General features: G+C 68.6%; 32 protein-coding genes. 3 read left to right on the forward strand and 29 right to left on the reverse strand.

Annotated elements, in window-relative coordinates:
• Nucleotides 1–14: 14 nt before the first annotated feature.
• Together BLP38_RS09745 and BLP38_RS09750 are read right to left on the reverse strand one after the other, a co-directional pair.
• On the reverse strand, nt 15–848 hold the full coding sequence (locus BLP38_RS09745) for a fructose 1,6-bisphosphatase (protein WP_091356700.1): 834 nt from the start codon (nt 846–848) through the stop codon (nt 15–17).
• 186 nt (nt 849–1,034) lie between these two features.
• Nucleotides 1,035–1,658, reverse strand: coding sequence for a hypothetical protein (locus BLP38_RS09750; protein ID WP_231916476.1), 624 nt, complete (start codon nt 1,656–1,658; stop codon nt 1,035–1,037).
• A 230-nt stretch (nt 1,659–1,888) separates the two neighbouring features.
• Here BLP38_RS09750 and BLP38_RS09755 point away from each other — a divergent pair, with 230 nt between their 5' ends.
• Nucleotides 1,889–2,446, forward strand: coding sequence for a hypothetical protein (locus BLP38_RS09755; RefSeq protein ID WP_091356703.1), 558 nt, complete (start codon nt 1,889–1,891; stop codon nt 2,444–2,446).
• Between the two features lie 101 nt (nt 2,447–2,547).
• Here the strand turns inward: BLP38_RS09755 and truA are convergent, their stop codons facing one another.
• The 3 genes from truA to BLP38_RS09770 are packed head-to-tail and all read right to left on the reverse strand — an operon-like array spanning nt 2,548 to nt 5,203.
• On the reverse strand, nt 2,548–3,390 hold the full coding sequence (gene truA, locus BLP38_RS09760; protein WP_091356706.1) for a tRNA pseudouridine(38-40) synthase TruA: 843 nt from the start codon (nt 3,388–3,390) through the stop codon (nt 2,548–2,550).
• 22 nt (nt 3,391–3,412) lie between these two features.
• Nucleotides 3,413–4,318 carry a PfkB family carbohydrate kinase gene (locus BLP38_RS09765; protein WP_091356710.1) on the reverse strand — a complete coding sequence of 302 codons (906 nt, stop codon included), beginning with the start codon at nt 4,316–4,318 and terminating at the stop codon, nt 3,413–3,415.
• 42 nt (nt 4,319–4,360) lie between these two features.
• Nucleotides 4,361–5,203, reverse strand: a complete 843-nt coding sequence (locus BLP38_RS09770; RefSeq protein ID WP_091356713.1) for a universal stress protein — start codon at nt 5,201–5,203, stop codon at nt 4,361–4,363.
• Between the two features lie 197 nt (nt 5,204–5,400).
• On the opposite strand from BLP38_RS09770, the gene BLP38_RS09775 reads away from it, so the two are divergent.
• A complete protein-coding gene (locus tag BLP38_RS09775) occupies nt 5,401–7,341 on the forward strand; it encodes an acyltransferase family protein (protein WP_091356717.1) in 1,941 nt (646 codons plus the stop codon).
• Nucleotides 7,342–7,461: 120 nt separating this feature from the next.
• On the opposite strand, the gene rplQ is transcribed toward BLP38_RS09775, so the two are convergent.
• The 6 genes from rplQ to infA form a co-directional block, all read right to left on the reverse strand.
• Complete coding sequence (gene rplQ, locus BLP38_RS09780) at nt 7,462–8,034, reverse strand: 50S ribosomal protein L17 (RefSeq protein WP_091356721.1); 573 nt, start codon at nt 8,032–8,034, stop codon at nt 7,462–7,464.
• A gap of 57 nt (nt 8,035–8,091) precedes the next feature.
• Nucleotides 8,092–9,081 (reverse strand): DNA-directed RNA polymerase subunit alpha, encoded by a 990-nt coding sequence (locus BLP38_RS09785; RefSeq protein WP_091356724.1) that lies wholly within the window; start codon nt 9,079–9,081, stop codon nt 8,092–8,094.
• Between the two features lie 117 nt (nt 9,082–9,198).
• The gene (gene rpsK / locus BLP38_RS09790) at nt 9,199–9,597 is read right to left on the reverse strand and encodes a 30S ribosomal protein S11 (protein ID WP_018171470.1); all 399 of its coding nucleotides are present in this window, start codon (nt 9,595–9,597) and stop codon (nt 9,199–9,201) included.
• Nucleotides 9,598–9,631: 34 nt separating this feature from the next.
• Nucleotides 9,632–10,006, reverse strand: coding sequence for a 30S ribosomal protein S13 (gene rpsM / locus BLP38_RS09795; RefSeq protein ID WP_091356727.1), 375 nt, complete (start codon nt 10,004–10,006; stop codon nt 9,632–9,634).
• Nucleotides 10,007–10,152: 146 nt separating this feature from the next.
• On the reverse strand, nt 10,153–10,269 hold the full coding sequence (gene rpmJ / locus BLP38_RS09800; RefSeq protein WP_005050492.1) for a 50S ribosomal protein L36: 117 nt from the start codon (nt 10,267–10,269) through the stop codon (nt 10,153–10,155).
• Nucleotides 10,270–10,332: 63 nt separating this feature from the next.
• Nucleotides 10,333–10,554, reverse strand: coding sequence for a translation initiation factor IF-1 (gene infA, locus BLP38_RS09805; protein WP_017201569.1), 222 nt, complete (start codon nt 10,552–10,554; stop codon nt 10,333–10,335).
• A gap of 384 nt (nt 10,555–10,938) precedes the next feature.
• Here infA and BLP38_RS09810 point away from each other — a divergent pair, with 384 nt between their 5' ends.
• Nucleotides 10,939–11,928 (forward strand): hypothetical protein, encoded by a 990-nt coding sequence (locus BLP38_RS09810; protein WP_091356732.1) that lies wholly within the window; start codon nt 10,939–10,941, stop codon nt 11,926–11,928.
• A 412-nt stretch (nt 11,929–12,340) separates the two neighbouring features.
• Here BLP38_RS09810 and BLP38_RS09815 read toward each other — a convergent pair whose 3' ends face one another.
• The 18 genes from BLP38_RS09815 to rplV form a co-directional block, all read right to left on the reverse strand.
• Complete coding sequence (locus BLP38_RS09815; protein ID WP_091356736.1) at nt 12,341–13,018, reverse strand: DsbA family protein; 678 nt, start codon at nt 13,016–13,018, stop codon at nt 12,341–12,343.
• A gap of 12 nt (nt 13,019–13,030) precedes the next feature.
• On the reverse strand, nt 13,031–13,864 hold the full coding sequence (map, locus tag BLP38_RS09820; protein ID WP_091356739.1) for a type I methionyl aminopeptidase: 834 nt from the start codon (nt 13,862–13,864) through the stop codon (nt 13,031–13,033).
• The gene (locus BLP38_RS09825) at nt 13,864–14,457 is read right to left on the reverse strand and encodes an adenylate kinase (protein ID WP_091356742.1); all 594 of its coding nucleotides are present in this window, start codon (nt 14,455–14,457) and stop codon (nt 13,864–13,866) included. The genes map and BLP38_RS09825 overlap by 1 nt, the downstream gene beginning before the upstream one ends.
• On the reverse strand, nt 14,454–15,779 hold the full coding sequence (gene secY / locus BLP38_RS09830) for a preprotein translocase subunit SecY (RefSeq protein ID WP_091356744.1): 1,326 nt from the start codon (nt 15,777–15,779) through the stop codon (nt 14,454–14,456). Before secY ends, BLP38_RS09825 begins: the two co-directional genes overlap by 4 nt.
• Nucleotides 15,780–15,879: 100 nt before the next feature.
• Nucleotides 15,880–16,440, reverse strand: a complete 561-nt coding sequence (gene rplO, locus BLP38_RS09835) for a 50S ribosomal protein L15 (RefSeq protein ID WP_091356747.1) — start codon at nt 16,438–16,440, stop codon at nt 15,880–15,882.
• Nucleotides 16,440–16,625, reverse strand: a complete 186-nt coding sequence (gene rpmD / locus BLP38_RS09840; RefSeq protein WP_020098644.1) for a 50S ribosomal protein L30 — start codon at nt 16,623–16,625, stop codon at nt 16,440–16,442. Before rpmD ends, rplO begins: the two co-directional genes overlap by 1 nt.
• Nucleotides 16,625–17,311, reverse strand: coding sequence for a 30S ribosomal protein S5 (gene rpsE, locus BLP38_RS09845; protein ID WP_091356750.1), 687 nt, complete (start codon nt 17,309–17,311; stop codon nt 16,625–16,627). The genes rpmD and rpsE overlap by 1 nt, the downstream gene beginning before the upstream one ends.
• Entirely contained in the window at nt 17,308–17,667 is a 360-nt protein-coding gene (gene rplR / locus BLP38_RS09850; protein ID WP_065570942.1) for a 50S ribosomal protein L18, read from the reverse strand. Before rplR ends, rpsE begins: the two co-directional genes overlap by 4 nt.
• A gap of 2 nt (nt 17,668–17,669) precedes the next feature.
• Entirely contained in the window at nt 17,670–18,206 is a 537-nt protein-coding gene (gene rplF, locus BLP38_RS09855; RefSeq protein WP_065570943.1) for a 50S ribosomal protein L6, read from the reverse strand.
• 6 nt (nt 18,207–18,212) lie between these two features.
• On the reverse strand, nt 18,213–18,611 hold the full coding sequence (rpsH, locus tag BLP38_RS09860; RefSeq protein WP_018187339.1) for a 30S ribosomal protein S8: 399 nt from the start codon (nt 18,609–18,611) through the stop codon (nt 18,213–18,215).
• A gap of 134 nt (nt 18,612–18,745) precedes the next feature.
• Complete coding sequence (gene rplE / locus BLP38_RS09865; protein WP_091356753.1) at nt 18,746–19,336, reverse strand: 50S ribosomal protein L5; 591 nt, start codon at nt 19,334–19,336, stop codon at nt 18,746–18,748.
• A gap of 2 nt (nt 19,337–19,338) precedes the next feature.
• On the reverse strand, nt 19,339–19,698 hold the full coding sequence (gene rplX, locus BLP38_RS09870) for a 50S ribosomal protein L24 (protein WP_091356756.1): 360 nt from the start codon (nt 19,696–19,698) through the stop codon (nt 19,339–19,341).
• A 2-nt stretch (nt 19,699–19,700) separates the two neighbouring features.
• Nucleotides 19,701–20,069, reverse strand: coding sequence for a 50S ribosomal protein L14 (gene rplN, locus BLP38_RS09875; protein WP_091356758.1), 369 nt, complete (start codon nt 20,067–20,069; stop codon nt 19,701–19,703).
• A gap of 3 nt (nt 20,070–20,072) precedes the next feature.
• Nucleotides 20,073–20,402 (reverse strand): 30S ribosomal protein S17, encoded by a 330-nt coding sequence (gene rpsQ / locus BLP38_RS09880; RefSeq protein ID WP_091356761.1) that lies wholly within the window; start codon nt 20,400–20,402, stop codon nt 20,073–20,075.
• The gene (gene rpmC / locus BLP38_RS09885) at nt 20,402–20,716 is read right to left on the reverse strand and encodes a 50S ribosomal protein L29 (protein ID WP_018187344.1); all 315 of its coding nucleotides are present in this window, start codon (nt 20,714–20,716) and stop codon (nt 20,402–20,404) included. The genes rpsQ and rpmC overlap by 1 nt, the downstream gene beginning before the upstream one ends.
• Nucleotides 20,716–21,135 carry a 50S ribosomal protein L16 gene (gene rplP, locus BLP38_RS09890; protein ID WP_065570945.1) on the reverse strand — a complete coding sequence of 140 codons (420 nt, stop codon included), beginning with the start codon at nt 21,133–21,135 and terminating at the stop codon, nt 20,716–20,718. Before rplP ends, rpmC begins: the two co-directional genes overlap by 1 nt.
• Nucleotides 21,135–21,890, reverse strand: a complete 756-nt coding sequence (rpsC, locus tag BLP38_RS09895; RefSeq protein WP_018187346.1) for a 30S ribosomal protein S3 — start codon at nt 21,888–21,890, stop codon at nt 21,135–21,137. Before rpsC ends, rplP begins: the two co-directional genes overlap by 1 nt.
• Nucleotides 21,890–22,285, reverse strand: a complete 396-nt coding sequence (gene rplV, locus BLP38_RS09900; RefSeq protein WP_065570946.1) for a 50S ribosomal protein L22 — start codon at nt 22,283–22,285, stop codon at nt 21,890–21,892. The genes rpsC and rplV overlap by 1 nt, the downstream gene beginning before the upstream one ends.
• Between the last annotated feature and the right edge of the window lie 20 nt (nt 22,286–22,305).

A 22,305-nucleotide genomic window follows, 5' to 3' on the forward strand; every position in this document is an offset into this window, starting at 1 on the left:
TCCTCGAACTGGATTCACGGTGTGGTGGGACCGCCGGTACCGCCGGTCGACGTCCAACCGTCAGTTCCCGTGGTGCCCTGGGAGTCTCCTCCCGACGTGCCGCCGGTTGTTCCCCCCGTGGACTCGTCGGTCTCTGTAACCCGAGGATAGATCGCAATCGGGACAACGGGGTAGACCGTCTGCTGCGCGAAGGACTTGTCGTCGTTCGCCGTCCCCTCGACCCAGATGTCGAGCGCGAACTGCAGGGTGACGCCGTAGGTGTCCTGCGGCAGCTGGTTGATCGTCGTCTCGGGGACGAGCAGACCACCCTGGAAGCTGTTGATGAGCAGTCCGCGGTTCGAGCGGATCGTGTCGGTCGGCACGAGCGTGCGCGGGTCGGCACTGAACTGGAACGGCGAGCTGACCTGGTTGGAGGTCTGCGCGGTCTGCGAGCTGATCGTCACGTTCGACAGGTAGACGCGTCGCTTCTGCTTGAGGACGGCCTTCTCGTCGACGCGCGTGTCCTTGACGTTGACCGCGAACCCGAAGGTCTTCGAGTTGTCGGCGTACCACTCGCGCGTGCGCTTCGAATCGACCGCCCACATGTCGAGGATGATCTGCAGACCATCGGCGACCTCGTAGGTCATCTGCACGGAGCCGTCGTAGGTGAACTGCGAGTCGAACGGCATCTCGGTCGTGCCCGCGGCGGGCGTCGCGTTCGGCGCGGGCACCGCCTGAGCGTCGTCCTGTGTGCCGGAGATCCCGTTGAACGCCTCGACGATCTGCGAGCATCCCGACAACGAGAGTGCGGCCGCGGCTGCCAGGGCGATGACGGCGAGCCGGCGGCGGGCGTGGGGACGGATGGACATGCGCGAACCTCGTTCGGTCTGAAGGGTGGAGGGCACCGGCGGCGGGGTTCGGGTCGCCGCCGCCGGTGCCACGTCTTCACGGTAGGGGCGCGCGCCGCCCAGAAACCGGGACTTCGGGAACCCTCGCGACGGCCTTTACCGGATCTTGAGGTTCTTGAGGTTGCGGAACCGCGCCCGCAGAACCGCTTAGTCCGAGCCGGATGCCGGCTGCTGCGCGATCGCCACGGTCACCGTGTCGGTCGCGGTCTGCTTCGCGTACTCGTCGGCTCGGGGCTTGGTCTGCACGAGGAAGTCGTACGTGAACTGGAGCGTCACGTAGGTCGCGTTCTCGGGCACCTGGCCGACGTTGAAGGTCTGCGAGTAGCTGTACGGCTTGAGCACGAGGTAGCCGTTCTTGACGCTCGCCTGGTCGACCTGCGGGTCGAGGGCGGGGAACGTCTCTTCAGCGTTGGCGGGGATCGCCAGCATCGTCGCCTTCTGCAGGTAGACCTTCTGCCCGTCATTGGGGGTCACGGTCGTCACGAGGGACAGGCTGACCGGTTTGACAGCCGTGGGGGTCCAGCGATCCATGCGCAGCTCGGACCAGTAGTTGACTGCGACGCTCACCGCACCGGCGGTCAGGTCGCGCTGCGTCGACCCGCTCGACAGGTCGTTCTCGACCGGAGGTGCGACGACGGGCGGCGGAGACGACGATACTGCCGGAGCCGAGGCCGACGGGCTCTCGCTCGCCCACGGCGCGGGTCCGCATCCCGACAGGGCGACGGCACTGCTCAGCACGACGGCGACTGCGGCCAGACGCACGGTTCTCATCCGCATCATGACCCCTCCCCGCGGTGCCGACAGTCTACAAGGGCGGATGCCGGGTGCCGATCGCCGGGGATGTGTCGGAGTGAGTCGTTGTTTACCTGATCGAAACCCCGATTAGTTGCCGATACTGAGCAAAACCTGAATACTGGCTATGTCCAACCAACGAGGGGCGGTCGGTTGGATTTTTTGTTGCCGTCCACGCCTCGAACTCACGACGACCGAAAGCAGTCACCATGAAGCACAAGATCAGCAAGGCAACGGCGGCTCTCGCTGTCGCCATCGCGGCGGTCTTCGCGGCGCCGGCCGTCGCGAGCGCCTACCCCGCAGACCCCGTCGTCGTCGACTCGCCGAGCGCCCTGGCTCCCGGCGAGGCCGGCACTGTGACGTTCGACGACTTCGCCGCAGGCGAGACCGTCGACTTCACCCTGACCGGCTTCAACGCCTCGGGCGCCACCCTGGCTCTCGTCGCGTTCTCCGCTCAGGACTCGCAGACGATCACCAAGGAAGCCAACGCTCAGGGCGAGGCGGCCGTCACGGTCACCCTTCCCTCCAACGCCCGCGGCACCTACACCCTCGCTGCTGTCGGCCAGGACAGCGGCACCTCGGCATCCACGACCATCGCGGTCACCGCGACGGGCGCTGGCGCTGGTGGCGACGGCGGCACTGCACTTCCGAACGCCGGTTTCGACGGTGACGCACTCCTCGGCCTCTGGGTCGGCGGCGGCGTCCTCGTCCTCGCCGGTGCGAGCATCGCGGTTGCGACCTCGGTGCGCCGCGCACGTCGGGCATAAGGCACTCGCGAACCATCGCAGAAGAAACTCCCCCGGGCCACGGCCTGGGGGAGTTTCTTCGTGTGGGGCGCGCCGCACGGTACAGGCCGTGCGATGCGCGCTCAGTCGGTCGACGGGTCGAGCTCGCGCCGGGCGCGCGTCTGCTCGGCGCGCGTCGCGAGCAGATCGTCCGCCGGGTAGCCGACCGCGGTCAGCGTCAGGCCGCGCGCCGCGAGGACCTTGATCTCGTTCGTCCGGGTGAGCTCGTCGCGGATCTCGGCGACGCGGCTCACCTCGATCCGCCCCTCTCCCGCCGCGACGCACGCGCCCACGAGCGCGCGCACCATGCTGTGGCAGAACGCATCCGCCTTCACCGACGCGATCAGCGCGCCGGAATCGTCGCGGTGCCAGCCGTACTCGAGCAGGGTCCGGATCGTCGTGGCCTCCTCGCGCGGCTTGCAGTAGGCGGCGAAGTCGTGGAGTCCGCGGAGGCTCCGGGCTGCGGCATCCATCGCTGCGACGTCGAGGGATGCCGGGACCCAGGTCGTCCGCCCGCGCTCCAGCGGATCGTAGCCCGTCACGCGGTCGGCGACCCGGTAGGCGTAGCGACGCCAGACCGCCGAGAACCGCGCATCGAACCCCTCGGGGGCGACGTCGACGCGGTGCACGAACACGTCCGGGTACGGCCCGAGCACACCGTTCAGGCGCGCGGCGAGCGCCGCCGGCTCGGGGCGACGGCCCGACAGGAGGCGACGCTCCTGACCCTCGGTGAGGTCGAGGTGGGCGACCTGCGCGGATGCGTGCACACCGGCATCCGTCCGTCCTGCGACGACCAGCCGCGGATCCCCGCCGAGGATGCGGGCGATCGCCGCTTCGAGCGTGCCCTGCACGGTTCGAAGGCCCGGCTGCCGCGCCCAACCCCGGAAGTCGGTGCCGTCATAGGCGAGGTCGATCCGCAGGCGCACGATGCCAGCCTATCCGCGGCCGTCAGAGCGCCGCGTCGACCTCGGCCCGCGTGGGCGGGTTCGCGCCGGGACGCGAGACGGTGATGCCCGCCGTCACGACCGCGCGGCGGAGCGCCCGGTGCAGGGCATCGGCGTCGCCGCTCAGGAGCCGTGCGTCGTCGACGAGGCTCGTGATGAGGCTCGCCATGAACGCATCGCCCGCACCGATCGTGTCGGCCACGTCGACGCGCAGCGGTGCGACCTCGACGTGTCCCGACGCTCCGAGCGCCTGTGCGCCCTCGCCGCCGCGCGTCATGACGACGATCTGCGGCCCGAGCGCCGCGATGGTCTCGAGCACCTGCGCGGCGGGCACACCGGGGTAGAGCGCCTCGGCATCCTCATCGCTCAGCTTGACGAGTGTCGCCGCCGCGAACGCTCGCTCGGCGACCGGTCGCGGGTCGTCGCCGACGAGGGCCGGACGTACGTTGGGGTCGACCGTGACCACCCGGCCCGCGTCGCGGGCGCGTTCGAGGGTCGCGAGCGCGACCTCTCCCCCGGGTTGCAGGAACAGAGCGATCGACCCGGAGTGGACGACGGATGCCGCCCCTGCCGCCGCCTCGGCCGCCGCAGCGTCGAGCTTCCACACGATGTCGAAGTCATACTCGGCCGAGCCGTCGGGGCGCAGCCGGGCGCGCGCGGTGGAGGTCGCGGCATCCGTCCACGACGACGCATGGATCCCGGCACCGGACGCCGTCACCTGGTCTGCGATCCGGCGGCCGCGGTCGTCCCGACCGAGTCGGGTGAGCAGCGAGGCCGACACCCCCTGCCGGGCGATGCCGACAGCGACGTTCGCCGGGCTCCCGCCGACGTGCTCCGCGTCCGCGCCATCCCGCTCGACGATGTCGATCAGCGCTTCGCCGACGACGAGGACGGTGTCCGTGTGGGTCATGCCCTCACTTTCGCACGACGCACGATGCCGCGCACGTCCGTGTCAGCGGACGACGGCGGTGACCGTCGGGAGGTGCGACAGGAGTTCCTGACTGATCGACCCGAGCAGGAACCGGGCGAGCGCGCCGCGACCATGCGTCCCCACGACGACCATACGAGCGTCGCCGGCGATCCCGGCCAGCACGTGCGAAGGGTGACCGCGCTCGACCCGCCGGACGACACGCAGATCGGGGTAGCGGGCCGACAGCCCGGCGAGGGAGAGCGCCAAGACCTCTTCCGTCGTCGCCTGCATGTTCGCGAGGTACAGGTCGGGGTAGACCTCCATCGCGTTCCGAGGCGTGTGCACGGGAGTCCAGACGCTGACCGCGATGAGCGGTTCGCCCAGACGGTCGGCTTCGGATGCCGCGAACTCGATCGCGTGCTCGGACACCTCCGACCCGTCGATGCCGACGACCACGCCCATCCCCTCACCCAGGTCGCGGTCGGGGATCACGACGACGGGGCACGTCGCCCCCGCGGCGATCCGGATGCCGTGGACCCCGCGCGCGGGCCCGGTGCCCGGACCCCGGTAGTCGCTGCCGAGCACGAGGATCGCGGCGTCTTGGGACGCCTCGACGAGCTTCGTGACGGGGTTGCCCGACTCGACCCGCGTCGACACGGGGATACCGGCATCCGACACCCGCTTCGCCTCGCCGTCGAGCAGCTGCTGGGTCGCGGTCTGCGCCGCCCCGAGGACCTCCGCCTCGCCGATCGCGCCGATCGCGCCGCCCACGACCGAGATCAGCTCGATCGCCTGCCGCCGCGTCGTCGCACGGGCGATCGCCCAGTCGACTGCCCGCCGCGACACGCGCGCTCCGGTGACTCCGACGATGATGGTGCCCGCCATGATGCCAGCCCTTCCTGGGACGACGCGCCGACCCGATCGCGGTGACGTCTGCGGCGCTCGTGCGTGTCTCGGTGATGCCAACCTATCCCGCTCGCGAGCGCGCCGGAAGAGACGGACGGCGCTCAGGATCGCTTCGTAGACTGGACGCCGACTTTCGCCCCCCCAGCCCTCGACCCCCCTCGACGACTGCCCCCGCCATGCCCCGAACCGCTCCCGCGCGCCTGCCAGGCCTCGACGGACTCCGCGCCGTCGCGGTCCTGCTCGTCGTCGTGTACCACCTGTTCCCGGCGCTGCCGGCGGGATTCCTCGGGGTCGACGTCTTCTTCGTGATCTCGGGGTTCCTGATCACCACCCTGCTGATGCGCGAGCACGAGGAGCACGGGCGCATCCGGCTGCTCGAGTTCTGGCGCCGCCGCGCGCGGCGCCTGCTGCCCGCGATCGGGGTGGTGGTCCTCGTCAGCGCGTCGCTCGCGTGGACGATCGGCGGCGATGTCCTCGTGGGCCTCGGATCACAGCTCGCCGGAGCTGCGACCTTCGCCTACAACTGGGTCGCGGTCGCGGCCGGGTCGTCGTACTTCGGGGGGCTCGACTCCTCCGCGCCCGAGCTGCTCCGGAACCTCTGGTCCCTCGCCGTCGAGGAGCAGTTCTACCTGCTGTGGCCGCTCCTGCTCCCCGTCGTCCTGCGGCTGCGCCGCGGGCGCGTGGTCGTCGCCGTCGCGCTGGCCGCGGCATCCGCCCTCGCCGCCGTCCTGATCGTCGGCGCGGACCCTACACGCGTCTACTACGGGACCGATACGCACGCCTTCGGACTGCTCCTGGGCGTCGCGCTCGCCTTCTTACGTCCCGCCGCGCGCGAACGCGGAGTGCCCGCCGCGCTCGGCGGGCTCGCGATCGCGGCGATCATCGCGCTCGCCTTCGTCACGCCGGGGCGCGGTGCGGAGACCTTCCCGGGGCTGCTGCTCGCGGCATCCGTCCTCACCGTCGCCGCCATCGCCGCGGCCGTCCGCCCCGGGTCCTGGCTCGGACGCGTCCTCGACGTCGCGCCGCTGCGCTGGGTCGGCGAACGCTCGTTCGGCATCTACCTGTGGCACTGGCCGCTCGTCGTCCTGCTCACGGTCGCGACGACGCGGACCTCCCCGGACGTCGCCGTGCCGCTCGAGGTCGCCGCGGCCACGCTCGTTCTGACGCTGCTGGCCGCCGAGGTGTCGTACCGCTTCGTCGAGCAGCCCGTGCGGCGGCTCGGGTTCCGCGCGTCCGTCCGCGCCATCGGCCGGGCATTCCGCGGCGGCCCAGTCCGCCGCCTCGCCGCGACGGCCGCCGTCGCCGCCGGTGCGCTCGTCGTCGCGGGGACGACAGCCGCCGTCGCCGACGCGCCGACGGTCGCCTCGAGTGAAGCCGTCGTCGAGAACGGCGCCGCGGCACTCAGCGCAGGATCCTCCCGCACCGATCACGCGACCCTGCCGGGCGCCGCGCTGCGCAGCGACGACCCCGCGCTGCTTGCCGAGTGCCCGAGCGCGAACCTCACCGACGACGGCGGCCTCTGCACCGCCCCGGACGGACGTCCCGCTCCCCCGGCCCCGGCACGTGTCGCCGGCGCCCGCGTGACCGCCGTGGGCGACTCCGTCATGCTCGCGTCCGCAGGCGGCCTGATTGATCGGATGCCGGGTGCCCAGATCGACGCGAAGGTGTCGCGCTCGATGAGTGCCGGCGTCGACATCGTCGACGGGCTGGCCGCACGAGGACAGTTGCGCGATTACGTCGTCGTCGGCCTCGGCACCAACGGACCGATCGATCCCGCCGACCTCGCTCGGCTCAAGAAGGACGTCGGGCCGACCCGGACGCTCGTGCTCGTCACCGCTCACGCGCCGCGCGACTGGATCCCCGGCGTGAACGACGAGCTGCGCACCTTCGCCGACCGCGCGCCCGGCGTGACGCTCGCCGACTGGTCGAGTGCGATATCGGGTCACGAAGACCTGCTGGCGGGCGACGGCATCCATCCCGGCGCAGCCGGAGGCAAGCGGTACGCGGATGCCGTCGGCGACGCGATCGACGAGGTCGAGAACAGCCGAGCCCAGCTCGAGTATCGCGTCGAACTCGCCCAGTGGGCCGTCGGCGACACCTTCCACCGCGCCCGCTGACCCCGGTTCGGGAGTGTCGACATCGGACACGTCGCACGCTGCACGCCCGGCGCCGGGGTACGAGAAAGGGCCCGCCCCGAAACGGGGGCGGGCCCTCAGATTCCCTCCGGAGAGGGAGCCTTACTTGGCCTCGTCGGCCTTTCCGTCCTCGGACGCGACGGCGTCCTCGGCGGTGGCTTCAGCAGCGGCACCCTCTTCGGGCGACTCGGCACCGGCGTCGGCGGCGTCCTCAGCGGGCGTCTCGACCTCGGTCTCCTCGACCGCGGGCTCCTCGGCAGCAGCCGGAGCGGCAGCGGCCGGAGCAGCCTTCTTGGTGGACTTCGCCTTGGGGGTGACGGGCTCGAGGACGAGCTCGATCACGGCCATGGGGGCGTTGTCACCCTTGCGGTTGCCGACCTTCGTGATGCGGGTGTATCCACCCTCACGCTCGGCGACCAGCGGGGCAATCTCGGCGAACAGCTCGTGCACGACGCTCTTGTCGCCGATGACCGAGAGGACGCGGCGGCGGGCGTGCAGGTCGCCGCGCTTGGCGAACGTCACCAGGCGCTCGGCGAACGGACGCAGGCGCTTGGCCTTGGTCTCGGTCGTGGTGATCGACTTGTGCGTGAACAGCGAAGCGGCGAGGTTCGCCAGCATCAGACGCTCGTGTGCGGGGCCGCCTCCGAGGCGGGCACCCTTCGTGGGCTTGGGCATGTCAATTACTCCTGGAAATGAAAGTCAGTCAAAAGGACCCGGCGAACCGCGATCCGATCAGACGGTCTCGTCGTCGTAGCCGCCGTAGAAGTGCGAGCCGTCGAACCCGGGAACCGAGTCCTTCAGCGACAGACCGAGCGAGACAAGCTTGTCCTTGACCTCGTCGACCGACTTCTGACCGAAGTTGCGGATGTTCATGAGCTGCGTCTCCGAGAGGGCGACGAGCTCGGACACCGTGTTGATGCCTTCGCGCTTGAGGCAGTTGTACGACCGAACCGACAGGTCGAGGTCCTCGATCGGCATCGAGAGCTCGTTGGTCAGGACCTCGGCGACCGGCGCGGGGCCGATCTCGATGCCCTCGGCCTCGACGTTCAGCTCGCGAGCGAGACCGAACAGCTCCACCAGCGTGCGACCGGCCGATGCGACGGCGTCGCGGGGGCTGATCGACGACTTGGTCTCGACGTCCAGGACCAGCTTGTCGAAGTCGGTGCGCTCACCGGCACGGGTGGCGTCGACGCGGTAGCTGACCTTGAGGACGGGCGAGTAGATCGAGTCGATCGGGATCTGACCGGCCTCGGCGTACTCGTTGCGGTTCTGCGTGGCCGAGACGTAGCCGCGGCCGCGCTCGATCGTCAGCTCGAGCTCGAACTTCGCCGAGTCGTTGAGCGTCGCGATGACCAGCTCGGGGTTGTGGACCTCGACACCCGCCGGAGCGGAGATGTCTGCGGCCGTGACCTCGCCGGCACCCGTCTTGCGCAGGTACGCGGTGATGGGCTCGTCGCGCTCGCTCGACACCACGAGCTGCTTGATGTTCAGGATGATCTCGGTGACATCCTCCTTCACACCCGGGACCGTGCTGAACTCGTGCAGCACGCCGTCGATGCGGATGCTGGTGACCGCGGCGCCGGGGATCGACGACAGCAGGCTGCGACGCAGCGCGTTGCCGATCGTGTAGCCGAAGCCGGGCTCCAGGGGCTCGATGACGAACCGGCTACGGAAGTCGCCGACCTTCTCCTCGGTCAGAGTGGGACGCTGTGCAATGAGCACTATGTGTTCCTTTCAATCACGTGACCGCTATATGACACGTGCAATTGGTGAAGTGTTGAGTTGTGTCCGGGATGCCGGGGCGCGACACGCGTCGCAGCCCCCGGCATCCGTCGAGGATCAGACGCGGCGGCGCTTCGGGGGACGGCAGCCGTTGTGGGCCTGCGGCGTGACGTCCTGGATCGAACCGACCTCGAGGCCGGCAGCGGTCAGCGAACGGATCGCGGTCTCGCGGCCCGAGCCGGGGCCCTTGACGAAGACGTCGACCTTCTTGACGCCGTGCTCCTGCGCCTGACGCGCAGCGGACTCGGCGGCCATGCCGGCGGCGTACGGGGTCGACTTGCGCGAGCCCTTGAAGCCGACGCCACCCGAGGAGGCCCAGCTGATGACCGCACCCGAGGGGTCGGTAATCGAAACGATCGTGTTGTTGAACGTCGACTTGATGTGGGCCTGGCCCAGCGCGATGTTCTTCTTCTCCTTGCGGCGCGGCTTGCGCGCTGCGGACTTGGCCTGTGCCATGTGAGTGTTCTCCTAAACCTGTGGCGGCGGCGCTTTAGCGCGCCTTCTTCTTGCCGGCGACGGTGCGCTTGGGACCCTTGCGGGTACGCGCGTTGGTCTTCGTGCGCTGGCCGCGCACAGGCAGGCCGCGACGGTGGCGGATGCCCTCGTACGAGCCGATCTCGACCTTGCGGCGGATGTCTGCGGCGACCTCACGGCGGAGGTCACCCTCCACCTTGTAGGCGCCTTCGATGTGGTCGCGCAGGGCGATCAGCTGGTCGTCGGAGAGGTCCTTGACGCGGATCGACTCGTCGATACCGGTCGAGCTGAGGATCTCGACGGAGCGGGTACGGCCGATGCCGTAGATGTAGGTGAGGGCGATCACCACGCGCTTGTCGCGCGGGATGTCAACGCCGGCAAGACGTGCCATGCGATGTCTCCTAGGAGTCAGTGGAGGTGTGGAGCAGGATCGGTGCCCGGGCCTCCGACCCGAGGTGTCCCCCGCTGAGCGGGTTCTGATCCTGCCGAGATGTGTTCAGTTGTGAGCCTGCGAGCCGCGCGGGGCGCGGCATCCCATCAGCCCTGGCGCTGCTTGTGACGCGGGTTCGACTTGCAGATGACCATGACGCGACCGTGGCGGCGGATGACCTTGCAGTGGTCGCAGATGGGCTTGACGGAGGGGTTGACCTTCATGATGTTCCTGATTCGCTGTCTTCGCCGACGCTCTGGCGAGCGGGGCGTTACTTCTCGACCGGTCTAGCGGTAGCGGTAGACGATGCGGCCGCGGGTCAGGTCGTAGGGCGACAGCTCCACGACCACACGGTCCTCGGGGATGATGCGGATGTAGTTCTGCCGCATCTTTCCGGAGATCGTGGCCAGGACCTTGTGACCGTTGCTGAGCTCGACGCGGAACATCGCGTTCGGCAAAGCCTCGGAGATCACGCCTTCGATCTCGATGACACCGTCTTTCTTGGCCATACGCTCGCTTACAGTTGGCAGACCGGTCGGTCTGCGGTGAGTGGGGTTTGTGGTGACACGCCGAAACAGGCGCAACGCACCAAAGATTTAGTGTACGTGATATCGGAGCACCCCGCCACTCGGGCGCGTCGCGTCTCGGGCTTCCCCCTGCGCCGGCCCCGCCCGGCCCGGCCCGTGGCGCCGCCCTTGGCGCCGCCCTCGGCGCCGAATCACCACCCGCGTGCCGAGTCACCACGCAGGGGCGCGCGTTTCGCTGGTGATCCGGCATCCGGGTGGTGATTCGCGACGCCGGCGCGTCCTCCACAGCGGGACGGATGCCGCGGCCCTCCCCCTACCGCGAGCGCGCCGTCCCGCGCCACAGCACATGCGGCCAGGGTGGGCGGCATGGACTTCGAGGACGCGGCATCCCGGATCGAATCGCGTGCGACGCTCCTGCGCAACGGCGTCACCCGTCGCGACATCTCCACCGGCGGCGTCCATCGGATCGCGCGAGGCGGATTCGTGCCGCACGAGGTCTGGGCTGAGGCGTGGCCCAACGAGCGACACCTCCTCCAGGTGGCGGCGTTCGAGGAGCGCCGCCGAGGTGGACCGGTCGTCTACTCGCATCTGACGGCGGCGATCCTCCATGGACTCCCGCTGTGGGGTGCGGCGCCCGCTCGGGTGCATCTCTCCGGCTCCCACCACAACGGCGCAGTCACGCGGGGTGCACCGTTGGTGTCGCGGCATCGCTGCGCCATCCCCGACGCAGACGTCGCCGCGGTCGGACGACTCACGGCGACGAGCCTCGCGCGCACACTCGCCGACGTGCTGCGCACGGCGCCGGTGGCGACAGCGATCGTGATGGCGGATGCCGCGATGCGGCGAGTGGCAGGGGACGACAGCCGGCGCGCGTACGACTCAGACGCGGCGGACGCGCTGCGAGGCGCGGTGGCTCGGCGGCTCCGGCCGGGCGCGCGCGGTGTCTGCCAGGCGCGCGAGGTGCTCGATCTGGCCGACGGGCGCTCCGAGAGTCCGGGCGAGAGCGTGAGCCGGTGGCGATTGCACGAGATCGCCTTCGCGCCGCCGCGGTTGCAGGTGCGGATCCCCGGGCCGGGCCCCGGCGCGTACTTCGTCGACTTCGGGCTCGACGACGCCGACGTGTGGGGCGAGTACGACGGTGAGGTGAAGTACCGCGTCGAGGAGATGCGCCGCGGGGCTGCCCTCGACGAGCTGATCAGCGCCGAGAAGGCACGCGAGGATTGGATCAGGGGTGTCACGGGCCGTCGACTCGTCCGGTGGTCGACCGCCGACATCCGCACCACCGCCGCGCTGCGCACGAAACTCGCCCACTTCCGAGTCTTCCCCACACCCTCTCGCGGGCCGAGTCACCGCTGAACTGCCGGATCACCGGCCGAAACCCTGGACCTGAGCGTTGACTCGGCACCCCGGTGGTGATTCGGCGAGCGGATGCCCCTACCCCCGGCATCCGCTCCCGCCGCCGCGCGCCCCGCGCGCCCGCCGCGCGCCCCGCTCCCGCCGCCGCGCGCCCCGCGCGCCCCGCTCCCGCCAGCCGCGCGCCTTACGACCCCCGCACGCCGCGCTCCCCTATCGCCCCGCGCGCCCGCACCAACCCCGCGGCGCCCCAGTCCCGACTCCGCCGAATCACCACCAAAACACCGAATCACCACCCGCCGACGTGCATGCGGGTGGTGATTCGGCAGCCGGATGGTGATTCGGCGTCAGGTCTGGAATCGGGGGCGGCGTGCGGACCCAGCCGAAGACTGAGCCCGCCCCGCGCCCCGACTCGTCAGCGCGAGGTCAGGTTCGCGACGATGTCGGTCTCGGGGTCGTAGGTCACGGGGACGAGTGTGTCGTTGACCATCAACGTCGGGGTGCCGGTGGCGCCCTCAGGCAGCTGCTGCTGCTGCGCGAAGGTCTTGTACTCGCCGTCCTTGATCGACTTCTCGAGAGCGGCGGTCACATTCACGCCCGAGTCCTTGGCGAGCTGGATGAGCTCGTCGTCGGTCAGTCCCGGCGTCTGCTCCTCCGGCCGCTTGTCCCAGAGCGCACGGAAGAAGGCGTAGGCATTGTCGGGGTCCGCCTCGGCGACCGCGTACATGGCGGATGCCGCACGGCTCGAGTACTCGGTGCCCTGCGACAGGCGATCGAGGATCGTGACGGGGTGGACCTCGAGGGTGATGCTGCCGTCGTCGACCAGGCCCGAGATCGTCTTGCCCTCGGTCTCCTCGAACTGTCCGCAGTACGGGCACATGAAGTCGACGTAGGTCGCGACCTTGTCGGGGCCGTCGCCGAAGGTGATGGCCCCGGTCTCACGATTGATGCCCCCGGCCTGCGGCACGGGGCCGGGGTCGGTTGCGCGCGTGTTCAGGACCGCGACAACGGCGATGACGCCGACGAGGACGGCGACCACCCCCGCACTGACCCAGATCGCGAACCAGTTCGTCTTACGCGCGGCCGTCGCCATGTGCGTGTCCTCTCAGGAGATGGGGGTCGGGGTGACGCCGAACTGCGCAAGTGCCGCGGCGCCGCCGTCGGGAGCGGTCAGCACCCAGATACCTCCATCGTGCACCGCGACGCTATGTTCCCAATGGGAGCCGTCCTCGCCGTCGACCGTGCTGACGGTCCAGTCGTCGTCCTCGACGAGGGTCGCCTCGTCGCCACCGACGATCATCGGCTCGATCGCGACGCAGAGCCCGGGACGCACGTCGGGACCGAGGTCCTCGACGCGGTAGTTGAAGACCGTCGGGCCCTCGTGCATCTTGCGGCCGATCCCGTGGCCGACGTAGTCGCGGAGGATGCCGTAGCCCTCCCCCGACGCTTCGACGTAGGTCTGCACGGCGTCGCCGATCTCGCCGACCCGCGCGGCGGAGGCGAGCGCGGCGATGCCCGCCCACAGCGACCCTTCGGTCACATCCGACAGCCGCTGGCGACGCTCGACGAGCTCGGGACGGTCGGGGTCGGGGATGACGATGGTGATCGCCGAGTCGCCGTTCCACCCGTCGAACTGCGCGCCGCAGTCGATGGAGACGATGTCGCCCGGCTCAAGGACCCGATCACCCGGGATGCCGTGCACGACCTCCTGGTTGACCGAGATGCACGTGGTATGCCGGTAGCCGCGGACGAGCTGGAAGTTCGACTCCGCACCGCGGGCGCGGATCGTCGCCTCCGCGATGGCGTCGAGCTCGGCTGTCGTCACCCCGGCTCGGACAGCCGGACGCACGGCGTCGAGCGCGGCGGCCGTGATCAGCCCCGGCTCCACCATGGCGCGCAGCTGCGCGGGGGTCTTGTAGATCGAGCGACGGAAGACCATCAGGCGGTGATGCCGCGAGCCGCGAGAGCCACGGTGATCCGCTCGGTGATCTCGTCGAGCGAGCCGAAGCCGTCGACCTCGTCGACGATGCCGCGTTCGCGGTAGACGTCGAGGATCGGCGCGGTCTCCGACTCGTAGATCGACAGACGCTTCGCGATCGATTCCTCGTTGTCGTCGGCGCGGCCCTGTTCGGCAGCGCGCCGCGAGAGGCGGGCGATCGATTCGTCACGCGGGACGGAGAGCTCGATGACCGCAGTGAGCGGCTCGCTGCGTCCGTCGAGGAACGCGTCGAGGTCGCCCACCTGGCCGAGGTTGCGCGGGTAACCGTCGAGCAGGAAGCCGTGCGCGGCATCCTCCTGCGACAGCCGGTCGCGGACGATCTCGCTGGTCAGGTCGTCGGGGACGAGGTCGCCGGCGTCGATGAGCGCCTTTACCTTGAGCCCCAGCTCGGTGCCGTCCTTCACGTTCGCGCGGAAGACGTCTCCGGTGGAGATGGTCGGGATGCCGAGATGGTCGGCGATCCGAGCCCCCTGCGTCCCCTTGCCCGAACCTTGCGGGCCGATGATCAGGAGGCGGGCGGGGGTCTGCGTCATCGGAGGAGTCCTTCGTAGTGGCGCTGCTGGAGCTGGGCGTCGATCTGCTTCACGGTCTCGAGACCCACACCGACGATGATCAGGATCGAGGCGCCGCCGAACGGGAAGTTCTGGTTGGCGCCGACCGTCGCGAGGGCGAGGAGCGGAAGCAGGGCGATGAGGCCCAGGTAGATGGAGCCCGGCAGGGTGATGCGGGTGAGCACGTAGTCGAGGTACTCGGCGGTCGGACGACCCGCACGGATGCCGGGGATGAAGCCGCCGTACTTCTTCATGTTGTCGGCGACTTCGACCGGGTTGAACGTGATCGCGACGTAGAAGTAGGTGAACCCGATGATGAGCAGGAAGTACACCGCCATGTACAGCGGGTGGTCGCCGTTCACGAAGTTGGCCTGGATCCACGAGACCCAGCCGGGAACGCTGCCGTCGGCCGCGGGGTTCGCGTTGAACTGCGCGATGAGAGCCGGGATGTACAGGAGCGACGACGCGAAGATGACGGGCACGACACCGGCCATGTTCACCTTGATCGGGATGTAGGTGTTGCTGCCGCCGAGCGTGCGCCGGCCGACCATCCGCTTGGCGTACTGGACCGGGACACGGCGCTGCGACTGCTCGACGAAGACGACGAGCGCGACGGTCGCGATGCCGACGGCGAGGACGAGGAGGAAGATCTCGAAGCTGCGGGCGACGGCGATGCTCCACAGGGCGGAGGGGAACGTCGCGGCGATCGAGGTGAAGATCAGGAGCGACATGCCGTTGCCGATGCCGCGCTCGGTGACGAGCTCGGCCATCCACATGATGAGGCCGGTACCGGCGGTCAGCGTGACGATCATGAGCAGCTGCGCCCACCACGCCTCATCGGTGAGGAGCTGCTGGCACTCGGGGACGCCCGTGATACCGAACAGCTGACCCGACCGGGCCACCGTGACGAGCGTGGTCGACTGCAGCAGCGCCAGGGCGATCGTCAGGTAGCGGGTGTACTGGGTGAGCTTGGCCTGGCCGGCCTGGCCCTCCTTGTACAGCGTCTCGAAGTGAGGGATCACGACGCGCAGGAGCTGGACGATGATCGTGCCCGTGATGTACGGCATGACGCCGAGGGCGAAGATCGACAGCTGCAACAGCGCGCCACCCGAGAACAGGTTGACGAGCGAGAGGAGCCCCTCGGTGGACCCGGACTGGTCCAGGCAGGTCTTCACGTTCGGGAAGTCGACGAACGGAGCCGGAATGTGCGCACCGAATCGGTAGATGGCGATGATGCCGAGCGTGAAGCCGATCTTCCGACGCAGATCCGGAGTGCGGAAGACCCGCGCAATAGCGCTGAACAAAGGGATTTCCTCCAGTGGGATGCCGGGCGCGTCGGGGCGCGCCGCATTCCAACATACGGCAACAGGGGCCGGAGGTTACCCTCCGGCCCCTGGCACGTGATTACTTGATCGAACCGCCAGCGGCGACGATCTTCTGCTCGGCCGATCCCGAGACCTTGTCGACGGAGACCGTCAGCGCGACCGAGATGTCGCCGGTGCCGAGCACCTTGACCTTCTCGTTCTTGCGGACGGCGCCCTTGGCGACCAGATCCGTGATGGTGACGTCGCCACCATTGGGGTACAGCTCCGCGAGCTTGTCGAGGTTGACCACCTGGTACTCGACGCGGAACGGGTTCTTGAACCCGCGCAGCTTCGGCGTACGCATGTGGAGGGGCATCTGCCCACCCTCGAAGCCCACCTTGACCTGGTACCGAGCCTTCGTGCCCTTGGTACCGCGGCCCGACGTCTTACCCTTCGATCCCTCACCGCGACCCACACGGGTCTTCGCGACGTTGGATCCGGGGACCGGACGCAGGTGGTGGACCTTCAGCACGCCGGGGCGTGCCGCATCCTTCTTCGGGGCAGCCTTGTCGGCGGCGGGCTTGGCCGCAGCCTTCCGGGTTGCCGGCTTCTTGGCCTTGGGCACGACGGTCTCGACCGTCTCGTCCTTGTTCTCAGCCATCAGTCGATCTCCTCAACCTTCACGAGGTGCGCGACGGTCTTGATGTAGCCGCGCGTCTGCGCGTCATCCGGACGAACGACGGAGTCGTTGATCCGCTTCAGACCGAGCGAACGCAGCGTGTCACGCTGGTTCTGCTTCTCACTCACCTTGGACTTGACCTGGGTCACCTTCAGACGAGCAGCCATCATGCACCCACCTTTGCAGCCTTCGTTGCCTCAGCCTCGGCACGGACCAGACGCGCGGGCGCGACCTGGTCGAAGTCGAGACCACGACGAGCGGCGACGGCGCGCGGCTCCTCGAGGGCCTTCAGCGCCGCGACGGTCGCGTGCACGATGTTGATCGTGTTCGACGAACCGAGCGACTTCGAGAGCACGTCGTGGATGCCGGCGCACTCGAGGACGGCGCGGACCGGGCCACCGGCGATGACACCGGTACCGGCAGCAGCCGGACGCAGCAGCACGACACCGGCAGCAGCCTCACCCTGCACGGGGTGCGGGATGCTCGAGCCGACGCGGGGCACGCGGAAGAAGTTGCGCTTGGCCTCTTCGACACCCTTGGAGATGGCGAGGGGGACCTCACGCGCCTTGCCGTAGCCGACGCCCACGAGGCCGTTGCCGTCGCCGACGACGACGAGCGCCGTGAAGCTGAAGCGACGACCACCCTTGACGACCTTCGACACGCGGTTGATCGTGACGACGCGCTCCAGGAACTGGTTGTCGCCGCGGTCGCGCGAGTTGCGGTCGCGGGTCTGGCTGCGCTCGCGGCCACCGCGGCGCGGCTCGCGCTCACGCTCGGCGGGCGCCTCGGCCGTAGCCGCAGCCGCAGCGGGCTGCTCGGTCGCGGTCACTTCGTTCTCCTTGTTCTCGGTCACAGGTTCAGACCTCCTTCGCGAGCGCCATCGGCGATCGCAGCGACGCGGCCCGCGTAGCGGTTGCCGCCGCGGTCGAACACGACCGTCTCGATGCCGGCCGCCTTGGCACGCTCAGCGACGAGCTCGCCGACCTTGCGGGCCTTGGCGGTCTTGTCACCCTCGAACGTGCGCAGGCCCGACTCGAGGGTCGAGGCGGAAGCCAGCGTGGTGCCCTTGCTGTCGTCGACGAGCTGAACGAAGACGTGGCGGGCGGAGCGGGTCACAACGAGACGCGGACGCACCTCGGTGCCCACGATCTTCTTGCGAAGACGGGCGTGACGACGCGAACGTGCGTCGGACTTCGACTTGAGAGCCATGGTTACTTACCACTCTTTCCGGCCTTGCGGCGAACGACCTCGCCCGCGTACCGCACACCCTTGCCCTTGTACGGCTCGGGCTTGCGGATCTTGCGGATGTTGGCAGCTGCCTCGCCGACGGCCTGCTTCGAGATACCGGCGACGGTCACCTTGTTGTTGCCCTCGACGGTGAGCGTGATGCCCGCGGGAGCCTCGACCAGAACGGGGTGCGAGAAGCCGAGAGCGAACTCGACCGCCGTGCCCTTCTGAGCGACGCGGTAACCGGTGCCGACGACCTCGAGGCCCTTGGTGTAGCCCTGGGTCACGCCGATGATGTTGTTGTTGATGAGGGTGCGGGTGAGCCCGTGGAGAGCGCGCGACTCGCGCTCGTCGTCGGGGCGCGAGACCAGAACCTGGTTCTCCTCGACCTTGACCTCGATGGGCTGTGCAACGGTGAGGTTCAGCTCACCCTTGGGGCCCTTGACGGCGACGTCCTGACCGGAGACCGAAACGGTCACGCCGGCGGGGATGTCGATGGGAAGACGTCCAATACGCGACATGTCAGATCACCACACGTAGGCGAGGACTTCCCCGCCGACGCCCTTCTGCTCGGCCTGGCGGTCCGTGAGGAGGCCAGAGGAGGTGGACAGGATCGCGACACCGAGGCCACCGAGGACCTTGGGAAGCTCGTTCGACTTCGCGTACACGCGGAGGCCGGGCTTCGAGACGCGCTTGATTCCGGCGATCGACCGCTCGCGGTTCGGGCCGTACTTGAGGGTGAGGGTGAGGGTCTGGCCGACACGAGCGTCGGAGACCTCCCAGCCGGAGATGTAGCCCTCCTGCTGGAGGATCTCGGCGATGTGCGTCTTGAGCTTCGAGCTCGGCAGCGCGACGGAGTCGTGGTGCGCGGAGTTCGCGTTGCGCAGACGGGTCAGCATGTCTGCGACCGGGTCTGTCATCGTCATAAGTGTGTTCCTTTAGTCATGAGGTTTCGACTGCCGTTACACGACAGGCGACCTTCTATGAATGAGCGATATTCAGTTGTGCAGTCGTTCGGCCCCGGAGCACGCCCCGAGGCCGAACGATCGATCTTATCGGATCACGCCTGAGCGTCGGCCGACTTGAACGGGAAGCCGAGGTGCTTCAGAAGCGCCCGGCCCTCGTCATCCGTCTTGGCCGTCGTCACGATCGTGATGTCGAAACCGCGGACGCGGTCGATCTTGTCCTGGTTGATCTCGTGGAACACGGACTGCTCCTGGAGACCGAAGGTGTAGTTGCCGTTGCCGTCGAACTGCGCAGCCGACAGTCCGCGGAAGTCGCGGATGCGGGGCAGCGCCAGGTTGACGAGGCGGTCGACGAACTCCCACGCGCGGTCACCGCGGAGGGTGACGTGGGCACCGATCGGCTGGCCCTCGCGCAGCTTGAACTGCGCGATGGACTTGCGGGCCTTGGTGACGACCGGCTTCTGGCCGGTGATCTTGGTGAGGTCGTCGACCGCACCATCGATCACCTTGCTGTCGCGCGCAGCCTCACCGACACCGGTGTTGACGACGACCTTGACGAGACCGGGGATCTGCATGACGTTCGCGTAGCCGAACTCTTCCTGCAGAGCCTTCTTGATCTCGCTCTGGTACTTCTGCTTCAGGCGGGGCTGGATCTTGCCAGCCGCCGCGGCAGTTGCGTTGCTCATGTTCAGAGGTCCTTGCCGCTCTTCTTGGCGTAGCGGACGCGGACGGTGCGCTTGACGCCGTCCTTGGTCTGCTCCTCGACGCGGTGGCCGACACGGGTCGGCTTCTTGGTCGACGGGTCGACCAGCGCCACGTTGGAGATGTGGATCGGGGCTTCCATCGTCTCGATGCCGCCCGTCTTGGTGCCGCGCTGCGACTGGCCGACACGGCTGTGCTTGGTGACGTAGTTCACGCCCTGCACGACCACGCGGTTCTGCTCGACGAGGACCTCGAGGACCTCGCCCTGCTTGCCGCGGTCGCCGCCCTTGTCCTGCTTGCGGCCGCTGATGACCTGAACCAGGTCACCCTTCTTGATGTGCGCCATGATCAGATGACCTCCGGTGCCAGCGAGACGATCTTCATGAACTTCTTGTCGCGAAGCTCACGGCCGACCGGGCCGAAGATACGGGTGCCGCGGGGCTCCCCGTCGTTCTTCAGGATGACGGCGGCGTTCTCGTCGAACTTGATGTACGAACCGTCGGGACGACGGGTCGACTTGACGGTGCGGACGACGACGGCCTTGACCACGTCGCCCTTCTTGACGTTGCCGCCCGGGATCGCGTCCTTGACGGTCGCCACGATGACATCGCCCACGCCGGCGTAACGGCGGTTCGAGCCACCGAGCACGCGGATCGTGAGGAGTTCCTTGGCGCCGGTGTTGTCGGCGACCTTGAGGCGGGACTCGTTCTGGATCATGGGTTACTTCGCCTTCTCGAGAATCTCGACCAGGCGCCAGCGCTTCGTGGCGCTGAGCGGACGGGTCTCGTTGATGAGGACGAGGTCGCCGATGCCCGCGGAGTTCTGCTCGTCGTGAGCCTTCACCTTGGACGTGCGGCGGATGACCTTGCCGTAGAGGGGGTGCTTCACGCGGTCCTCGACCTCGACGACGATCGTCTTGTCCATCTTGTCGCTGACGACGTAGCCACGGCGGGACTTGCGGTACCCACGGGCGTTGACGTCGCGGACGTCGTGCTCGGACGACTCGTGACCAGCGGCCACGGTCGCCTCGGCGGCATCCTTCTTAGCCATCACTCGGCCTCTTCCTTCGCGGCCTCAGCGGACTCGTCCGCCTTCTTGGCCTTGCTCTTCTTCGCCTTGGTGGCCGTCTCGACCGGGGCGGGGGTGGCACGGATGCCGAGCTCCCGCTCGCGGATGACGGTGTAGAGCCGCGCGATGTCGCGCTTGACCGCACGGATGCGGCCGTGGCTCTCCAGCTGGCCGGTGGCCGACTGGAAGCGCAGGTTGAACAGCTCTTCCTTGGCCTTGCGCAGCTCCTCCACGAGGCGCTGGTCTTCGAACGTGTCCAGCTCGCTCGGGGCGAGCGTCTTGGTGCCGACAGCCATTACGCGTCGCCCTCCTCGCGCTTGATGATGCGTGCCTTGAGCGGCAGCTTGTGGATGGCACGGGTCAGGGCCTCACGAGCGAGTTCCTCGTTGACGCCCGCGACCTCGAAGAGGACGCGACCCGGCTTGACGTTGGCGACCCACCACTCCGGCGAACCCTTACCGGAACCCATGCGGGTTTCGGCCGGCTTCTTCGTGAGCGGACGGTCGGGGTAGATGTTGATCCACACCTTTCCACCACGCTTGATGTGACGCGTCATGGCGATACGAGCGGACTCGATCTGACGGTTCGTCACGTAAGCGGGGGTCAGCGCCTGGATGCCGAACTCACCGAAGCTGACCGTCGTGCCGCCGGTGGCGGCGCCGTCGCGCTTCGGGTGGTGCTGCTTGCGGTACTTGACCTTGCGGGGAATAAGCATCAGGCTGACGCTCCTTCTGCGACAGGGGCCTCGTTGCGCGGGCCACGGCGGCGGTCGCCACCACGGTCGTCACGACGGGACTTCGGTGCGTTGGCCTGCTCGCGAGCGAGCTCCTTGTTGGTGAGGTCGCCCTTGTAGATCCAGACCTTCACGCCGATGCGGCCGAAGGTGGTCTTGGCCTCGTAGAAGCCGTAGTCGATGTTCGCGCGGAGCGTGTGCAGGGGCACACGGCCTTCGCGGTAGAACTCCGACCGGCTCATCTCAGCGCCGCCGAGACGGCCGGAGACCTGGATGCGGACACCCTTGGCGCCGGCGCGCTGCGCGCCCTGCAGACCCTTGCGCATCGCGCGGCGGAAAGCCACACGAGCGGAGAGCTGCTCGGCGATGCCCTGGGCGACCAGCTGAGCGTCGGCCTCGGGGTTCTTGACCTCGAGGATGTTCAGCTGGATCTGCTTGCCGGTGAGCTTCTCGAGGTCGGCGCGGATGCGCTCGGCCTCGGCGCCGCGGCGGCCGATCACGATGCCCGGACGGGCGGTGTGGATGTCGACGCGGACGCGGTCACGCGTGCGCTCGATCTCGATGTTGCTCACGCCGGCACGGTCGAGCGACGTCGTCAGGAGACGACGGATCTTGACGTCCTCGGCCACGTAGTCGGCGTAACGCTGTCCCGGCTTGGTGGAGTCGGAGAACCAACGCGACACGTGGTCGGTGGTGATGCCGAGGCGGAAGCCGTACGGGTTGACCTTCTGTCCCATTACTTGCTCGCCTTCTTGGTGTCAGCCGCTGCAGTGTCCGCGACCTCGGGGGTCGAGAGCACCACGGTGATGTGGCTGGTGCGCTTCTTGATCTGGAACGCGCGACCCTGGGCGCGGGGCTGGAAACGCTTGAGCGTCGTGCCCTCGTCCACGTAGGCGTTCTTCACGTACAGATCCTGGTCGTCCAGGAACTCGTTGTCCTTGTCGGCCTTCACACGAGCATTCGCGACCGCGGAGGCCACGAGCTTGTAGATGGGCTCGCTGGCACCCTGGGGAGCGAACTTCAGGATGGCGAGAGCCTCCTGAGCCTGCTTGCCCTTGATGAGCGCGACGACACGACGAGCCTTCTGAGGGGTCACGCGGATGTGCTTCACGCGTGCGATGGATTCCACCATTACTACTCCTCCTCTTCCTC

Origin of the sequence: Microbacterium sp. LKL04, assembly GCF_900102005.1 — a bacterium.
GTDB lineage: Bacteria > Actinomycetota > Actinomycetes > Actinomycetales > Microbacteriaceae > Microbacterium.

Excerpts from the sequence above, each read along its gene's own strand:
- rpsC (WP_018187346.1), bottom strand. The coding sequence starts at position 21,890 with ATGGGACAGAAGGTCAACCCGTACGGCTTCCGCCTCGGCATCACCACC.
- infA (WP_017201569.1), bottom strand. The coding sequence starts at position 10,554 with ATGGCCAAGAAAGACGGTGTCATCGAGATCGAAGGCGTGATCTCCGAG.
- rplQ (WP_091356721.1), bottom strand. The coding sequence starts at position 8,034 with ATGCCCAAGCCCACGAAGGGTGCCCGCCTCGGAGGCGGCCCCGCACAC.
- rplP (WP_065570945.1), bottom strand. The coding sequence starts at position 21,135 with ATGCTTATTCCCCGCAAGGTCAAGTACCGCAAGCAGCACCACCCGAAG.
- rpmJ (WP_005050492.1), bottom strand. The coding sequence starts at position 10,269 with ATGAAGGTCAACCCCTCCGTCAAGCCCATCTGCGACCACTGCAAGGTC.
- rpsK (WP_018171470.1), bottom strand. The coding sequence starts at position 9,597 with ATGGCACAGGCCAAGTCCGCAGCGCGCAAGCCGCGCCGCAAGGAGAAG.
- BLP38_RS09815 (WP_091356736.1), bottom strand. The coding sequence starts at position 13,018 with ATGGCGACGGCCGCGCGTAAGACGAACTGGTTCGCGATCTGGGTCAGT.
- rplV (WP_065570946.1), bottom strand. The coding sequence starts at position 22,285 with ATGGTGGAATCCATCGCACGCGTGAAGCACATCCGCGTGACCCCTCAG.
- rpmD (WP_020098644.1), bottom strand. The coding sequence starts at position 16,625 with ATGGCTGCTCGTCTGAAGGTGACCCAGGTCAAGTCCAAGGTGAGTGAG.
- rpmC (WP_018187344.1), bottom strand. The coding sequence starts at position 20,716 with ATGGCTGTCGGCACCAAGACGCTCGCCCCGAGCGAGCTGGACACGTTC.
- BLP38_RS09765 (WP_091356710.1), bottom strand. The coding sequence starts at position 4,318 with ATGACCCACACGGACACCGTCCTCGTCGTCGGCGAAGCGCTGATCGAC.
- BLP38_RS09775 (WP_091356717.1), top strand. The coding sequence starts at position 5,401 with ATGCCCCGAACCGCTCCCGCGCGCCTGCCAGGCCTCGACGGACTCCGC.
- rplE (WP_091356753.1), bottom strand. The coding sequence starts at position 19,336 with ATGAGCAACGCAACTGCCGCGGCGGCTGGCAAGATCCAGCCCCGCCTG.
- rplX (WP_091356756.1), bottom strand. The coding sequence starts at position 19,698 with ATGGCGCACATCAAGAAGGGTGACCTGGTTCAGGTCATCAGCGGCCGC.
- rplF (WP_065570943.1), bottom strand. The coding sequence starts at position 18,206 with ATGTCGCGTATTGGACGTCTTCCCATCGACATCCCCGCCGGCGTGACC.
- BLP38_RS09755 (WP_091356703.1), top strand. The coding sequence starts at position 1,889 with ATGAAGCACAAGATCAGCAAGGCAACGGCGGCTCTCGCTGTCGCCATC.
- BLP38_RS09810 (WP_091356732.1), top strand. The coding sequence starts at position 10,939 with ATGGACTTCGAGGACGCGGCATCCCGGATCGAATCGCGTGCGACGCTC.
- rplR (WP_065570942.1), bottom strand. The coding sequence starts at position 17,667 with ATGGCTCTCAAGTCGAAGTCCGACGCACGTTCGCGTCGTCACGCCCGT.
- map (WP_091356739.1), bottom strand. The coding sequence starts at position 13,864 with ATGGTCTTCCGTCGCTCGATCTACAAGACCCCCGCGCAGCTGCGCGCC.
- rplN (WP_091356758.1), bottom strand. The coding sequence starts at position 20,069 with ATGATCCAGAACGAGTCCCGCCTCAAGGTCGCCGACAACACCGGCGCC.
- rpsH (WP_018187339.1), bottom strand. The coding sequence starts at position 18,611 with ATGACGATGACAGACCCGGTCGCAGACATGCTGACCCGTCTGCGCAAC.
- BLP38_RS09825 (WP_091356742.1), bottom strand. The coding sequence starts at position 14,457 with ATGACGCAGACCCCCGCCCGCCTCCTGATCATCGGCCCGCAAGGTTCG.
- rpsM (WP_091356727.1), bottom strand. The coding sequence starts at position 10,006 with ATGGCACGTCTTGCCGGCGTTGACATCCCGCGCGACAAGCGCGTGGTG.
- BLP38_RS09750 (WP_231916476.1), bottom strand. The coding sequence starts at position 1,658 with ATGAGAACCGTGCGTCTGGCCGCAGTCGCCGTCGTGCTGAGCAGTGCC.
- rpsQ (WP_091356761.1), bottom strand. The coding sequence starts at position 20,402 with ATGGCTAAGAAGGATGCCGCCGAGGCGACCGTGGCCGCTGGTCACGAG.
- rplO (WP_091356747.1), bottom strand. The coding sequence starts at position 16,440 with ATGGCTGAGAACAAGGACGAGACGGTCGAGACCGTCGTGCCCAAGGCC.
- BLP38_RS09745 (WP_091356700.1), bottom strand. The coding sequence starts at position 848 with ATGTCCATCCGTCCCCACGCCCGCCGCCGGCTCGCCGTCATCGCCCTG.
- BLP38_RS09770 (WP_091356713.1), bottom strand. The coding sequence starts at position 5,203 with ATGGCGGGCACCATCATCGTCGGAGTCACCGGAGCGCGCGTGTCGCGG.